At 74.4% G+C, this 12520-nt stretch carries 13 protein-coding genes; 5 read left to right on the top strand and 8 right to left on the bottom strand.

From position 1 onward, the window contains the following. Nucleotides 1-20: 20 nt before the first annotated feature. Nucleotides 21-395 carry an HGxxPAAW family protein gene (locus ABT106_RS27695; RefSeq protein ID WP_351282569.1) on the bottom strand — a complete coding sequence of 125 codons (375 nt, stop codon included), beginning with the start codon at nt 393-395 and terminating at the stop codon, nt 21-23. A gap of 105 nt (nt 396-500) precedes the next feature. On the opposite strand from ABT106_RS27695, the gene ABT106_RS27690 reads away from it, so the two are divergent. Next, complete coding sequence (locus ABT106_RS27690; RefSeq protein ID WP_351282567.1) at nt 501-995, top strand: MarR family transcriptional regulator; 495 nt, start codon at nt 501-503, stop codon at nt 993-995. Between the two features lie 66 nt (nt 996-1061). Then, a complete protein-coding gene (locus ABT106_RS27685) occupies nt 1062-2549 on the top strand; it encodes a DEAD/DEAH box helicase (protein ID WP_502979494.1) in 1488 nt (495 codons plus the stop codon). Nucleotides 2550-2650: 101 nt separating this feature from the next. On the opposite strand, the gene ABT106_RS27680 is transcribed toward ABT106_RS27685, so the two are convergent. The 4 genes from ABT106_RS27680 to ABT106_RS27665 form a co-directional block, all read right to left on the bottom strand. Beyond that, a complete protein-coding gene (locus ABT106_RS27680) occupies nt 2651-3118 on the bottom strand; it encodes a hypothetical protein (protein ID WP_351282564.1) in 468 nt (155 codons plus the stop codon). A gap of 569 nt (nt 3119-3687) precedes the next feature. Then, nucleotides 3688-4422, bottom strand: coding sequence for an SDR family oxidoreductase (locus ABT106_RS27675; protein ID WP_351282561.1), 735 nt, complete (start codon nt 4420-4422; stop codon nt 3688-3690). Between the two features lie 181 nt (nt 4423-4603). Beyond that, nucleotides 4604-5170: an SRPBCC domain-containing protein gene (locus ABT106_RS27670; protein ID WP_351282559.1), complete on the bottom strand. Its 567-nt coding sequence runs from the start codon at nt 5168-5170 to the stop codon at nt 4604-4606. A gap of 103 nt (nt 5171-5273) precedes the next feature. After that, entirely contained in the window at nt 5274-6347 is a 1074-nt protein-coding gene (locus tag ABT106_RS27665) for an NUDIX domain-containing protein (RefSeq protein WP_351282556.1), read from the bottom strand. Between the two features lie 221 nt (nt 6348-6568). Here ABT106_RS27665 and ABT106_RS27660 point away from each other — a divergent pair, with 221 nt between their 5' ends. The 3 genes from ABT106_RS27660 to ABT106_RS27650 all read left to right on the top strand — a co-directional run bounded on the left by ABT106_RS27660 (nt 6569) and on the right by ABT106_RS27650 (nt 11028). Continuing rightward, nucleotides 6569-8329, top strand: coding sequence for a VanW family protein (locus tag ABT106_RS27660; RefSeq protein WP_502979493.1), 1761 nt, complete (start codon nt 6569-6571; stop codon nt 8327-8329). Nucleotides 8330-8421: 92 nt separating this feature from the next. Further along, a complete protein-coding gene (locus ABT106_RS27655) occupies nt 8422-9585 on the top strand; it encodes a DUF418 domain-containing protein (RefSeq protein WP_351282551.1) in 1164 nt (387 codons plus the stop codon). An 84-nt stretch (nt 9586-9669) separates the two neighbouring features. Then, nucleotides 9670-11028 (top strand): acyltransferase family protein, encoded by a 1359-nt coding sequence (locus tag ABT106_RS27650; protein ID WP_351282548.1) that lies wholly within the window; start codon nt 9670-9672, stop codon nt 11026-11028. A 22-nt stretch (nt 11029-11050) separates the two neighbouring features. On the opposite strand, the gene ABT106_RS27645 is transcribed toward ABT106_RS27650, so the two are convergent. The 3 genes from ABT106_RS27645 to ABT106_RS27635 are packed head-to-tail and all read right to left on the bottom strand — an operon-like array spanning nt 11051 to nt 12452. Beyond that, a complete protein-coding gene (locus tag ABT106_RS27645; protein WP_351282546.1) occupies nt 11051-11293 on the bottom strand; it encodes a helix-turn-helix domain-containing protein in 243 nt (80 codons plus the stop codon). Next, nucleotides 11293-11790 (bottom strand): DUF2975 domain-containing protein, encoded by a 498-nt coding sequence (locus ABT106_RS27640; protein WP_351282543.1) that lies wholly within the window; start codon nt 11788-11790, stop codon nt 11293-11295. The genes ABT106_RS27645 and ABT106_RS27640 overlap by 1 nt, the downstream gene beginning before the upstream one ends. A gap of 47 nt (nt 11791-11837) precedes the next feature. After that, the gene (locus ABT106_RS27635) at nt 11838-12452 is read right to left on the bottom strand and encodes a LysE family translocator (protein WP_351282572.1); all 615 of its coding nucleotides are present in this window, start codon (nt 12450-12452) and stop codon (nt 11838-11840) included. Between the last annotated feature and the right edge of the window lie 68 nt (nt 12453-12520).

Genomic DNA, 12520 nt, shown 5'->3' with positions numbered 1-12520 from the left:
GCCCGCCCGGACCGGACGGGCTACGACGGGGCGGCGGCGCGAGGCCGGGCCTCCACCACCGGCGCACCCGCCGCGGGCCCTCCCGGGCGGACCCGGCGCGGCCCGCTGATCCGGCAGCCCAGGCAGCCGGCGTGCCCCGCGTGCGCGGCGGTGTCCCGGACCCGCCAGTCGCGACGGGAGACGGGGCGCGGGCCGCTCGCCTTGCCCCATCCGGCGAGGTGCAGCAGCCAGGTGGCGGCCCCCGCCGCGGCGACGACCGCGAGGCCGGTCCAGATGCCGGGGACCCAGGCCGCGCACACCGCGAGACCCGATCCGGTGAAGCCCAGGAGGGCCAGTGTGGTGCCGGTCCATCCGGCCACGGTGTGGCCGAGGTCGACGTCGCCGTGCGCGCTCATGATTCTCCCTGGTCGTACGGGCGGCACTAGGCTCGCAAGGGAACACTTACTTCACAAAGTAAGCATCTCACGAGCTAAGTAACTTAGACACTAAGGAGAATCCGCGTGCAGGGCAAGTCCCGCCCGCCGGCCACCGCCGGGGAGGCGCTTTCGCGCATGGACCACTACGTCGCCCTGGGGATCGTCGGCCAGCAGGAGATGGCGCAGCTCCTCGGGCTGAACGTCACGGACCTGACCTGCCTGGGCCACGTGCTGGGCGCCGGGGACACCCCGCTCGCCGCCGGGGACCTGGCCGAGCTGGTGAACCTCACCACGGGAGCCGTGACGGGCGTCCTCAACCGCCTGGAGCGGGCCGGATACGCGCACCGGCAGCCCGACCCGGCCGACCGGCGCCGGGTCCGGGTGGTGGCCGACCCGCGGGCCGCGGTCCGGGTCTTCGCGGTGTACCAGCCCTTCTACGACCGGCTCGGAGCCCTGTTCGCCGACTACACGCCCGACGAGACCGCCGTGATCGCCGACTGGTTCGGGCGGGCGGCCGGCGAGGCCCGCGCCCACCTGGCGCAGGTCCGGGCCGGGGAACTGGGCGCCGGGAAGGCTTAGCCCCCGCTGGTACCATGGGCGGTTGACCATCTTTTGTTCTCGCTGTTCTTCTTCGAAAGGTTCTGCATGAAGAACCCGTCGGTTCATGGGCGTTTCGGTGTGAAGGCGGGTGCGAAGGGCGGCGGCAAGTCCGCCGCCAAGGCCACACGCACCCTCGGACCGCAGGGCGAGTTCTCGATGCCCCGGTCGACGACGCCGGCGCTCCCGCCGGTGGCGTCGTTCTCCGAGCTCGACCTGCCCCTTGAGCTGGTGGAGAAGCTGGCCGAGCTGGCGGTGAAGGACCCCTTCCCCATTCAGGCCGCCACCCTGCCGAACGCGCTGGCCGGCCGCGACGTCCTGGGCCGCGCCCAGACCGGCTCCGGCAAGACGCTGGCCTTCGGCCTGGCCCTGCTGGCGCGTACCGCGGGGCAGCAGGCGGACCCCAAGCGGCCGCTCGCGCTGGTCCTCGTACCGACGCGCGAGCTGGCGCAGCAGGTGACCGAGGCCCTGACCCCGTACGCCGAGGCGCTGAGCCTGCGGATGGTCACCGTCGTCGGCGGCCTGTCCATCGGCAAGCAGGTCAGCGCGCTGCGTACGGGCGCCGAGGTCGTGGTGGCCACCCCCGGACGCCTCAGCGACCTGGTGGGCCGGCGGGACGTGCACCTGGAGCGCGTGAAGATCGCCGTGCTCGACGAGGCCGACCAGATGTGCGACATGGGCTTCATGCCGCAGGTCACGGAGATCCTGGACCAGGTGCACCACGCGGGGCAGCGCATGCTGTTCTCCGCGACCCTGGACCGCAACGTCGACCAGCTGGTCCGCACCTACCTGAAGGACCCCGTCGCCCACTCCGTGGATCCGCAGGCGGGCGCGGTGACCACGATGGACCACCACGTGCTGCACATCCACGCGGCCGACAAGATCTCGGCCGCGACCGAGATCGCGGCGCGCGAGGGCCGGGTGCTGATGTTCCTGGACACCAAGCACGGCGTCGACCAGTTCGTGAAGCACCTGCGCGCCATGGGTGTCCGGGCGGAGGGCCTGCACAGCGGCAAGTCGCAGCCGCAGCGCACGCGGACGCTGGCGCAGTTCAAGACCGGCGCCGTCAACGTCCTGGTCGCCACCAACGTGGCCGCGCGCGGCATCCACATCGACGACCTCGACCTCGTCGTCAACGTGGACCCGCCCGCAGACCACAAGGACTACCTGCACCGGGGCGGCCGCACGGCGCGGGCCGGCGAGTCCGGCCGGGTCGTCACGCTCGTCACCCCGAACCAGCGCCGGGACATGGTCCGGCTGATGGCGGACGCCCGCATCCGGCCGGAGATCACCCAGGTGCGCTCCGGGGAGGCGGCGCTCAGCCGGATCACCGGGGCCAAGGCACCCTCCGGGGTGCCGCTGGCCGGCGCCGCACCCACCGACGCCAAGGGCAAGCCCTCCGGTTCCGAGCTGGGCTTCCGCGGCATGGGCCAGCGCCCGGGGCGGCCGGGCCGGGGCAAGGAGTCCCGCAAGACGGCGGAGGCCCGCCTGACGGCCGAGGCACGCGCCGCGGCCCGCGTCCGCAAGGCCAACTGACGCCGCGTCCGCACGGCCAACAGACACACCTCGGGCCGGAGTTGACCTCGTCCCGGGGCTGACCTCGGGCCGGGTCCGGCCTCCGGCCGGAGTGCGCCGTCTCAGGCCGGAGCGCGTCCGCGCAGGCGCTGCGCGGCGGCGTTGCGGACGCGTCGGGTGCGGGCGTCCGAGGCGAGCAGGGTGAGGGCCTCGTACGAGGTCACCGCCTGGGCGGCGGTGCGCTGGCACCAGTCGGAGGCCGCAACGAGCTCCGCCGCAGACCAGGCCCCGCCCCCTTCGACGGCCCGCAGCAGGGTCCACTCGCGCAGCCGGCGCTCGGGGAACGCGCGGCCCGCGAGGGCGGCGCCGAGGGCGTGGGCCCAGGCGGGGAACGCGTCGTCGGCCAGCAGCCGTACCGCCCGGCGGTCGAGATGGGTGACGACGGCGCTCTCGGCCATCACCGGGTCGGGGTCGCGCAGTACGACGGCCACCGCGTCGGCTTCGGCGGCGGTATCCGGCGTCGCGGCCAGGGACTCCAGGTGGCGGGCGTAGCGCCAGTGTTCGGAGGCGGCGGCACGGGAGGGGTTCATCGCGCGGCGCCTTCGCCCGTGTGCCGCGTCCACGGTCCGTCCGGGTACGGATCGCCGCCGGTTCGGACCGGCCGTCCGTGCGGCCCGGCCGACCCGGCGGTGGTCTCGGCCCAACCGGCGACGGCCCGTTCGGCGTCCACCGCGGGCCCGCGCCGCCGCCCGCACCCCGCCCCCGCCGCGGTCCGCGCCCGGCCGCGCCGCGCGGGCGCGCCCCGTACCGAAGTCGGAGTGCCGATGGCCGCCGGCCACTGCTTCTTCCCTCTCGCCATGGAACCCATTGCACACGACCGCCGTGAACGGCCGGTGGTCAGGGTGCCGTCGGGCATGGGCACGGCTGCGCCGCGGGCTTCGGCCGGCGGGGGCCGGCATCGGCGACCCGGCGCCGGCCGGGCGCAAGCCGGCCGCCTGGAGGGCGCGGATGCCGCGTGCTTCGCCGGCGCCCCGCCGGGACCGGACCGGGCGGCCGTCCGGCGCCAAGTGCCGTACGGCGCGGGCCGGTTCGCGCGCCCGGACCGGTTCGCGCGCCGGCCGGCCTCGGGGGTGCGTCCCCGCCCTCGTCGCCGCCGTCGTCAGACCTGTTCGAAGGTGAAGGACTTGATGAAGCAGTCGCGGGGCTGCCCGACGGCGAAGAAGACGCAGTCCACCAACGACTGGGCGGTGAGCTGGTCCTTCGAGGTGCGCGGAGCGTTCTCCCAGGCCACGGACAGCGGGTCGTGGTTGTCGAAGTCCGGCGGGTACAGGGAGATCACCCGGACGCCCTGGTCGCGGAGCCTGTGGGAGAGGACTTCGGTGAAGCCGGCCTGGGCGCTCTTGGCGGCGTAGAAGGCGCCGTGCGCGTCGGACCGGTGGTTGCCGGGCTCTCCGCAGCCCGAGACCATGGTCACGATGTCCGGCTTCGCCGACTTCAGGAGGAGCGGGAGGAAGGCCCTGGTGGCCAGGACGGTGCCCGTGGCGCCGGAGGCCAGGGTGTCGACGACCTCCTCGTCGGAGGCGGACAGCAGGTCGGTGCCGTGCTGGTAGCGCGCGCCGTTGTTGACGAGCACGTCGACGTGGCCGGTACGGGCGGCCACCGCGGCGGCGAACTCCCTCACCGAGGCGGGGTCGGTGAGGTCGCAGGCGAAGGCGTGGACCCGGTCGGCGTCGTGGCCCTGGGCGATGATCTCCGCGCGGACGCCCTCGGCGGCCTCGAGGGTGCGGGCGGAGAGGTGGACCTCCGCGCCCCGGGCGGCGAACCGCAGGGCCAGGGTCCGCCCGAAGCCGCGCCCCGCGGCCGTGATGACGACGCGGTGCTGTGCGAATGTCATGCCTGCGCTCCTCATTCGTGGTCGCTACACATGATCTCAGGTGCGGGACCCGGCTGTCCGGGTGGGGTGCGGAGGGCGACGGGTGGCGGCCGGCGGGGAGGAAGCGCGGCCGGGGTCGCGGGGATCGCGGCGCCGGACGCGCCCAGCTCGGCCGCCCTGCCGCGCGCACGCGCCGCCGGGATCAGCTCTCGCCGGTGCCGTCGGTCCGGCGGGGCTCGTACGCCTCGTACGCCTCGTACCCGCCGTCCCCCTGCTCCGCGTCGTGCCCCGGCCCGGGCAGCGGAGCGCCGGTCTCCAGCAGGGTCTTGAGGCTGGAGGCGAGCAGCGGCCAGGTCCGCCCGCACATGCCGATCAGGGTCCCGCCGGTCCGGAACCCCTCGTGCAGGACGGTGAGTCGGCAGAGGGTGTCTCCGACGGGCTCGATCTCGTACGTCACCTTCGTACGGTGCTCCCGCGCCAGCTCGGCCCGCAGTTCCTCGCCGATGCCGGCGGCCGCCGCCCACTGCGGGGTGAAGGTGTGCCAGGTGTAGGAGAGCAGCCGGTCGGGGACGCAGTCCAGGACCACCTGGGCGGGGTCGCTGGTGCGGGCCCCGCGCTCGACCCAGTCCATCGTCGAACCCACGGCCCAGTCGGTCTCGAAGCTCAGGCCCCAGTACCGGCGGGTGAGGGCGGGTTCGGTGAGGGCCTGCCAGACCCGGGCGGGATCGGCCTGGATGTACAGGGTGTAGGTGATCGCGCTGTCGTTCATGGGCCCATGCTGCGGGACCGCGGGCCGCGGGGGCCGGATTTCCCGGTCATGGCGCAGGCTCGGTCCCGCGGGCCCGGTGCCCCGGGCCCGGGCCCGCGAGCCGTCACCAGCGGACGGCCTCCTCGGGCAGCTCGGTGGGCGGGGTGCGGGCCGGAGCCGGGAGGGACAGCCGGGTGCGCGCCGCGTGGACCGCCGCGAGTTCGCGTTCCCCGGCCGGTCCCCAGTCGCTGAGTTCGCGGACCTGCTCGGGGGTGGCCAGCAGCCGGGCGTACGCCGGGTCCGTGAGCGGGGCGAGGGCGGTGAGGCGGGCCGCCGTGCGCAGGTGGGCGCCGTCCCCGGTCAGCCGGTGCCCGAGCGGGGCGGCCCCGGCGGTGGTTCCGGCGGCCGGGGGCGGAAGGTGGGCGGAGCCGGTGGCGCGGGCGATCAGGAGCAGGACCCGGCCGTCGGGGGCGAACAGCCAGCCGCGGTGGTCCCGGACGGGCAGCCGCGCGGGCGCCGGGCCAGGCCGCCAGGTGCCGTGCTGCCGGGCGCGGCGGGTGCGGAGCACCCCGAGCCGGTCGAGGGCCGTGGGCGTCATGGGGCGGCCGTCCTCCAGCAGGGCGGTGCCGCAGCCGGCGATCCGGGCGCGCAGGGCGGACAGGGTGCGGCGGGCGTCACCGGGGTCCATCAGGGCGGGCAGGTCGGCGGGTTCGGCGAAGTCGATGCCGGTGATCTCCTGGGCCGGGAGGCGGACGGCCTCGATCCGGTCCTGGGCCCAGGTACCGCCGTCGTAGACGTACAGGACCTCGCCGGGGAACCGTGTCTCGGGCGGGAAGCCGGGGTCCTCGCGCGGGATCCAGTCCACGGCGAGGCCGCGCGGGTAGCGGCCGTCGATGCCCAGTTCCTCGCGCACCTCCCGGGCCGCCGCGGCGGACGGGGACTCGCCGGCGTCCACGGCACCGCCGGGGAGCAGCCGGTCGGCGCGGTAGTCGACGCTCTGGACGAGGACGCGGCCCTCGGCGTCGGTGACGAGGACCACCGCCCCGGTCCACAGGGCGGCGCGCGAGGCGCCGTACGCCTCCGGGGTCATCCGGGTGCCCGTCCCCTCGGGCCCGGCGCGGCCGGGCGCCGCCGGCGCCGTCCGCGCCGCTTGCGCCGTCTGGCCGGGCACGGCCTTGTCGTCGGTCAGCTGCGGCATCGGAACTCCGTTCACCGTGGGTGGACCCGCGGGCTGTGCAACAGCGGCCGCGACTCCCGGGTTACGGCGGTTCCGGCTTCAGGGACCGAACTCCGTGCTTTGCCGGTTCTATACCTCCTTATTACCTGGTTATGTATCCCTTGGTAGCTTTCCCCGTGCGGACTGGCGGCGTTGAAACCGCCGGTCCGACCACTTCAGCCGGACACGGGAGAGACCCCCACATGCGACGCCGTTCCCCCACGGGCCCCGCGCACTCCACGGGCCCTGCGGACCCCACGGGAAAACGGTGGTCCGTGCCGGTGCTCGCCGGTGTGGCCGGCGGCGCCGCGGCCCTCGGCTTCGGCGGGCTGTACGCCGCCGGACTGCTCCTGGCCGGCGAGGACGTCGCCCCGGGGACGAAGGTGCGCGGTGTCGACATAGGCGGCATGAGCCGGGCCGGGGCCCGCCAGGCGCTGGAGCGGGAACTCGGCCCGTCGGCCGCCGCCCCGGTCGCGCTGCGGATCGGCGACCGGGCCGAGCAGGCGGGCCCGCAGACCCTGGGCCTGTCGCTGGACAGCGCCGCGACGGTCGAGCGCGCCGCGGGCTCCGGCTCCGACCCGTTCGCGGTGATCGGCCGGCTGTTCTCCTCGGGCGATCCGGACGTGGCACCCGTGGTCCGCCTGGACGCGCGGGCGGCCCGCGCCACCCTCGACACCCTGGGCAAGAAGGCGGCGCAGGAGGTCCGGGAGGGCTCGGTCACCTTCGAGAAGGGCAAGGCGAAGGCGGTGGCCCCGGTGACGGGGACCGCCCTGGACGTGGACGGCTCCCTGGACGCGCTGCGCGGGGCCTATCCGCGCACCTCGGCGGAGCCCGTCGTCCTGCCCGTCCGGCGGACCGAACCGCGGATCGGGAAGCAGGAGACGGACCGGGCCCTGAAGGAGTTCGCCGGGCCGGCGATGTCCGCCCCCGTGACCCTGACCGTCGCGGGCAAGCGGATACCCGTCGGCCCCGCGGTCCTCTCCGAGCACCTGACCCTGAAGGACGACGGCAAGGGCCGGCTCGTCCCCGGCGTCGACGCCGGGGCGCTCCTCGCCGATCCGGCCCTGGCGGGGCCGCTGCGGCAGGCCGTCCCCGGTCCGGCCGAGGCCCGGCTGACGGTCGACGGCGCGGGCCGGGTCGCCGTCGCCGAGGAGGGACGGTCCGGCCGTCAGGTCTCCGGGCAGGCCCTGAGCGGAGCGCTGCTGCCCCTGCTGACCGGGTCCGGGGCGAGCGCCCGTACGGGAGAGGTCGCCACCGAGGAGGCCCGGCCCCGGCTGTCCGCGGACACGGTCCAGCAGCTGGGCATCAAGGAGAAGGTGTCCTCCTTCACCGTGACGTTCGAGCCGGCCGCGTACCGCACGACGAACATCGGCCGGGCCGCCGAGCTGATCAACGGCTCGCTGGTGCTGCCCGACGAGACCTGGAGCTTCAACCGCACCGTCGGCGAACGCACCAAGGAGAACGGCTTCGTCGACGGCCTGATCATCAACAACGGCCAGTACGAGAAGGCGTCCGGGGGCGGTGTCTCGGCGGTCGCGACGACCGTCTTCAACGCCGTGTTCTTCGCGGGGGTCAAACCCGTCGAGTACGGCGCCCACTCCTTCTACATCGAGCGCTATCCGGAGGGCCGCGAGGCCACCGTCGCCTGGGGCAGCCTCGACCTGCGCTTCGCCAACGACTCGGGCAAGGCCCTGTACATCCAGGCCGAGGCCACCGAGACCTCCATCACCATCACCTTCCTGGGCACGAAGAAGTACGAGGAGATCCGCGCGGTCCAGGGCCCCCGGACCAATGTCCGCCAGCCCGCCGTCCGCACGGACAACGGCCCGAAGTGCGAACCCCAGGCCCCGCTGGAGGGCTTCGACGTCGCCGTCGAGCGCGTCTTCGTCCAGGGCGGCAAGGAAGCCAAGCGGGAGACGATGAAGACCCGTTACACGCCGCGGGACAGCGTCACGTGCGGCTGACCCGGGGCGCCTCGGCGGGTGCGGGGACGCGCACGGGAGCCGCCGGCGGCCCGGGGACGCGCACGGGGGCCGCAAGCGGCCGGCTGGCCGGGGTGGACGCCGTCCGTGGCCTCGCCGTCCTCGGCATGTTCGCCGTCCATGTCGGGCCGAGCCCGGAACCCGAGGGCGCCCGCTACCTGATGGTCGCGGCGGACGGCCGCGCGCCGGCCCTGTTCACGCTCCTCGCGGGGTTCTCGCTGCTGCTCGCCCAGCGCGGGCAGGACCCGGCGGCGGCGCCCGGGGGGTGGGCCCCGCGCTGGCGCCCGCTGCTGATCCGCTGCGCCGTCCTGGCCGCCCTCGGGCTCCTGCTGGCCGCGCTGTGGCCCGGGATCCTGGTCATCCTGGCCTTCTTCGCCGTGTACTTCCTGGCCGCCGAACCCTTCACCCGGCTCTCCACACCCGTGCTGTCCGCCGTCGCGGGGGTGTCGGTGGTGGCCGGCCCGCTGCTGTCGTTCCTGCTGGGCCCGGTGTTCGGCTACGGCTCGTCCGGCCGGGGCGCGGTCCCCGAGGCCACGCAGCTGACGAGCTGGTCCGGGGCGGCGGACGTGGTGTGCGAGCTGCTGCTCACCGGCGCGTATCCGCTGGCCACCTACTTCCCGTACGTCCTGGCAGGGATGGCGCTCGCCCGCCTCTGCGACGTGCGGGAGCGCGCCGTGACCCTGCGGATGGCCGCGTGGGGCACGGCCGCGGCCGTGGTCGGCTACGGTTCCGCCTGGCTCGCCACGCACGTGTTCGGCGCCCGTGAGCGGCTGCTGGGGGCGATCGCCGTCCACCATCCCGAGGCGCTGGCCGCCGCCGACCCCGTACGGGAGGTGCTGCGCGGGCAGTTCGGAGCCGTGCCGAGCACGTCGTGGGACTGGCTGCTGGTGGCCGACCCGTACAGCCAGACCCCGCTGGAGACCCTGGGCAACGCGGGGGTGGGCTGCGCCCTGATCGGCCTGTGCGTCTTCGCCGCGCGCCACCGCACCGGAGCCCGGCTGCTGCGGCCGCTGGCGGTGCTCGGGGCGATGGCCCTCAGCGCGTACGTGATCCACGCGCTGGTGCTGGCCGGGCCGGCGTACGGGGTCGCCTCCTGGTTCGCCTGGATCGCCTTCAGCGGCACGGCGCTGGCCCTCACCTGGGCCTGGCAACGCGCCTGGGCGCACAGCCCGGTGCGCCGGGGGCCGGTGGAACACGCCCTGCGCCTGGTGACGCGGGGCCGGACCCGTCCCCTCTGAGACGCCCGCGCCTCTGTGATGATGCGCACAAGGGGCGCCGGGGCCCGGGCGGGCGCTGCTCGGGCCGTCGGCTAGGGTCCTGCCGTGAAGAAGCTGATTCCCCCACTTGTTCGACGGCCCCCCACCGCCGTGGCCCCGTCCGCCGCCGCGCCCGGCGCCCGCCTCGGCTGGCTGGACGCGCTGCGCGGCATAGCCGCCCTCATCGTCGCGCTGCACCACTTCGACGTGCTGCGGATGCTGCCCTTCGGGGGCTTCGTATGGCGGAACTTCGACATGGGCGTCTTCGGCGTCATGCTCTTCTTCATAGTCAGCGGCTACATCATCCCCGCCTCGCTGGAGCGCCGCGGGGACGTTCGGGCCTTCTGGATCGGCCGGATCTTCCGGATCTATCCGGCGCTGATCGCCGGTCTGGCCGTCTCGATGCTCATGCTGCCGGCCGGCGACGGTTCGGTGGCGCTGCTGCGCACCGATGACGACCTGGCCTCGCTCGTCGCGAACGGCCTGATGCTCCAGGACGTGCTCGGTGTCGTCAACGCCATGAACGTCACCTGGACGCTCACGTACGAGATGGTCTTCTACTTCTTCGTCACCGCCCTGTTCACCCGCGGCCTGCACCGGCACAGCGGCGCGATAGCCGTCGCCTTCGCCGCCGTGGCCCTGGCGGTCGGCACGGCCCTGGGCACCCACCTCCTGACCGACGGGATCGGCTCCACCCGCCTGCTCGTCCTCGTCGTCGCGGCGATCGTCCTCGTCGGCTTCGCGGGCGTGCTCAGCGGCAACCGGAAGCTGACCGCGACCGGCGCCGTGCTCCTCGGCGCGACGGGCCTGGTCCTGATCACCCTCAACAGCCGGGCCCCCGGCTTCGAAACCTGGATGATCTTCGCGACCATGTTCGCCGGCACCATCGTCCACCGGGTGCAGCACGGCCAGCTCGCCCGGGTCCCCGGCCTGCTCTGCCTCGGCTTCGTCGTCCTGGCGGGCGTCCTGACCGGCTGGCTGTACAACCGGGGCGCCGCCGCCGATGCCACCTGGACCTCCGGCTGGAAAGCCTGGTCCGTCGCCTACCTGGCGGCGTGGGTCCTCTTCGGCCTCGGCTACCTGCTGCGCGCACGGCGCTTCCCGAAGGTGCTGACCTGGCTCGGCGCCGTCAGCTTCTCCGTGTACCTGCTGCACATCGCACTGCTGCACACGGTCGGCCCGCTGGTGGGGGTCCCGCCGATGCCGTCCTCGACGCTGGGCAAGCTCGTGTGGACGGCCCTGTTCCTCGCCGTCCTGCTCGCCGCGAGCCACCTCATGTACCGGCTGGTCGAGCTGCCCATGCAGCGTGTCGGCCGCCGGGTGCAGAAGGCCGTAGACCGCCGCTGGCCGCGCGCCGTACCGGCCGGCCCCGCACCGCGGGCGCAGGCCCCCGGCCGCGAGCCGGAACCGGCTTCGAGGAGCTGACCGGGGGCCCGCCGGCCCTTCCTCAGCCGGACCGGTCCGCCTCCGCCTCCGTGTCCGCGTCGTCGGGCACCCAGCGCAGTACGTCGCCGGGCTGGCAGTCGAGCGTGCGGCAGATCGCGTCGAGCGTGGTGAACCGGACCGCCTTCGCCCGGCCGTTCTTCAGTACCGCGATGTTGGCGGGACTGATCCCGACGGCGGCGGCGAACTCGGCGACCGAGAGCTTGCGCCTGGCGAGCTGCACGTCGAGGTCGACGATGATGGCCATCAGACCACCTCGGCGAGTTCACTCTTCATCGTGTGCGCCTTGCTCAGCAGACCCCGCATGATGACGAAGAGCATGACCAGGCAGGCCCCGATGCCGGCGGTCCCGGTCGCGGCCGCCAGGGCGCCGATCAGCTCCATGCCGTCATCGGGGGAGGGGACGTCGGCGAGCATCAGGTGGCAGCCGACGGCGAGGGCCAGCACGGTCGCCGCGACGGTGGAGCCGATGATGACGTCGAGCCACCGGAAGGCCGCCGACGAGAAGATCGCGTCACGTTCGACCATGCCGAGCAGCTTCCACGCCGCCGCGAGGACGATCTGGACGCAGGCGACCCCGACGATGGCGGCCGCCGTATAGGGCACGGCGTACGGGGCGTACGGGGGGAAGCGGTCGACCTCGTCGGCGGCCGTGGTGGGGAGGATGACGAGCTGGCCGAAGAGCCCGAAGAGGATCGCCGTGGCGATGCCACCGCGCAGCGCGGCCATGAAGAAGCGATGCATCCATCGATAATCGATCGATTGCGATCGATAGTCAATGGATGTCGCCCCTAGTCCTTGCGGCCCGTGACGGCGACGGTGACGCCCAGGCCGATCATCGTGAGGCCGCCGGCCCCGCTGACGGCCGCGAGCCTGCGCGGTGAACGGGCGAACCAGGTGCGGGTGGTGGCCGCGACCACGCCCCAGACGCTGTCGGACACCACCGCGATGAGGTTGAAGACCAGCCCGAGCAGCAGCATCTGCGCCGTGACGTTCCCCTGGCCCCGGTCGACGAACTGGGGCAGTACCGCGGCGAAGAACACGATGGTCTTGGGGTTGGCCACGCCCACGACGAAGCCCTCCCCCAGCGTGCGCAGACCGCTGTGTACGGGGCCTTCGCCGCTGAAGGCCGCCTCCAGCGACCCGCGCCCGCGCACCGCCCTGACTCCGAGGTACACGAGGTACGCGGCGCCGACGAGCTTCAGCGCGGTGAAGAGCAGCACCGAGCGCTCCACGACGGCGCCGACCCCGAGGGCCACGGCCACGACGAGCACGCAGGCGCCGAGCGTGTTGCCGGCCACCGTGGTGAGCGCCGCCCGCCGGCCCTGCGCGAGGGCGCGGCCGATCACGAACAGCACGCTGGGGCCGGGGGGTCCAGGCGCCGACCACAAGGGCGCGCTGCGCAAGTGGAGCGACGCCGCCCCCGAGACCCGATCCGCCCTCCTGCTGTCCTCCGCATGGGCGGCCCGCGCGG

The organism is Streptomyces sp. NPDC002044 (assembly GCF_040296725.1).
Classification (GTDB): Bacteria; Actinomycetota; Actinomycetes; order Streptomycetales; family Streptomycetaceae; genus Streptomyces; species Streptomyces antarcticus.
Note: the sequence above shows the minus strand (reverse complement) of the source record. Positions and strands in the feature narration are given on the sequence as shown.

What these genes read in the sequence shown, in the direction of transcription:
- ABT106_RS27695 (WP_351282569.1), bottom strand. Translation starts at nt 395, where the DNA reads ATGAGCGCGCACGGCGACGTCGACCTCGGCCACACCGTGGCCGGATGG.
- ABT106_RS27685 (WP_502979494.1), top strand. Translation starts at nt 1,062, where the DNA reads ATGAAGAACCCGTCGGTTCATGGGCGTTTCGGTGTGAAGGCGGGTGCG.
- ABT106_RS27680 (WP_351282564.1), bottom strand. Translation starts at nt 3,118, where the DNA reads ATGAACCCCTCCCGTGCCGCCGCCTCCGAACACTGGCGCTACGCCCGC.
- ABT106_RS27675 (WP_351282561.1), bottom strand. Translation starts at nt 4,422, where the DNA reads ATGACATTCGCACAGCACCGCGTCGTCATCACGGCCGCGGGGCGCGGC.
- ABT106_RS27670 (WP_351282559.1), bottom strand. Translation starts at nt 5,170, where the DNA reads ATGAACGACAGCGCGATCACCTACACCCTGTACATCCAGGCCGATCCC.
- ABT106_RS27665 (WP_351282556.1), bottom strand. Translation starts at nt 6,347, where the DNA reads ATGCCGCAGCTGACCGACGACAAGGCCGTGCCCGGCCAGACGGCGCAA.
- ABT106_RS27660 (WP_502979493.1), top strand. Translation starts at nt 6,569, where the DNA reads ATGCGACGCCGTTCCCCCACGGGCCCCGCGCACTCCACGGGCCCTGCG.
- ABT106_RS27645 (WP_351282546.1), bottom strand. Translation starts at nt 11,293, where the DNA reads ATGGCCATCATCGTCGACCTCGACGTGCAGCTCGCCAGGCGCAAGCTC.
- ABT106_RS27640 (WP_351282543.1), bottom strand. Translation starts at nt 11,790, where the DNA reads ATGCATCGCTTCTTCATGGCCGCGCTGCGCGGTGGCATCGCCACGGCG.